This is a genomic window from Vibrio sp. 2132-1 (genome assembly GCF_033344315.1).
Genome location: NZ_JAWPON010000540.1, coordinates 1 through 609 on the forward strand (window position 1 = coordinate 1; position 609 = coordinate 609).

Genomic DNA, 609 nt, shown 5'->3' on the forward strand with positions numbered 1-609 from the left:
CAACCCACACACCATCGTGATCATAAGCAGAGAAATCACAGCAGTCGCAGCCATTAACAAGTTGCGATTTAACGTGGCTTGCTGCGCGGAATGTTCTGCTGCACTGAGCATCTGATCAACCATTTGGTTACGCAACTGGTTCATGAGACCGATGCGCTCGGTTGCCATAGGAAACCATTCAGTTGCTTGAGGCCCCTGAATGCTGTCTAGGTTGGCACTCTGGTTAAGGAAGGATTGCTGTACTTGCTCAACCTTCTTCCACGCAGGACTGTTTTGGTGCGATTGCAATGACTGTCGATATTGTTCTGGGAACGCAATTTGCGCTTTTCTTGATGCGTAATCCCCCGATTGGATGTATCCCTCAATGTTGGAGAACAAAACAGATGTGGCGCTTCCTTTCGCAAATACCCCATTAAGTGCGCCGCGTGCTTGGCCTGCACGCTCTTTCATCACGATCACAGAGATCAACGCATCGCCAAGTGTACCTAGCTCTCGGCTTTGAGTCTGTGCAATCAAAACGTCGATGTTGTCGATGATGAGCTGATTCAGGTTGGAGTAATAACCAAAAGGTGCAATTTGGGGGGAAAGGCGATCAACCCCTTGTCGAAC

Annotated in this window: 1 protein-coding gene; it reads right to left on the reverse strand. The window is 49.1% G+C overall.

From position 1 onward, the window contains the following. On the reverse strand, positions 1-609 hold a 609-nt coding region (locus R8N47_RS26520; RefSeq protein WP_318186274.1), incomplete at both ends, for a nitrate- and nitrite sensing domain-containing protein.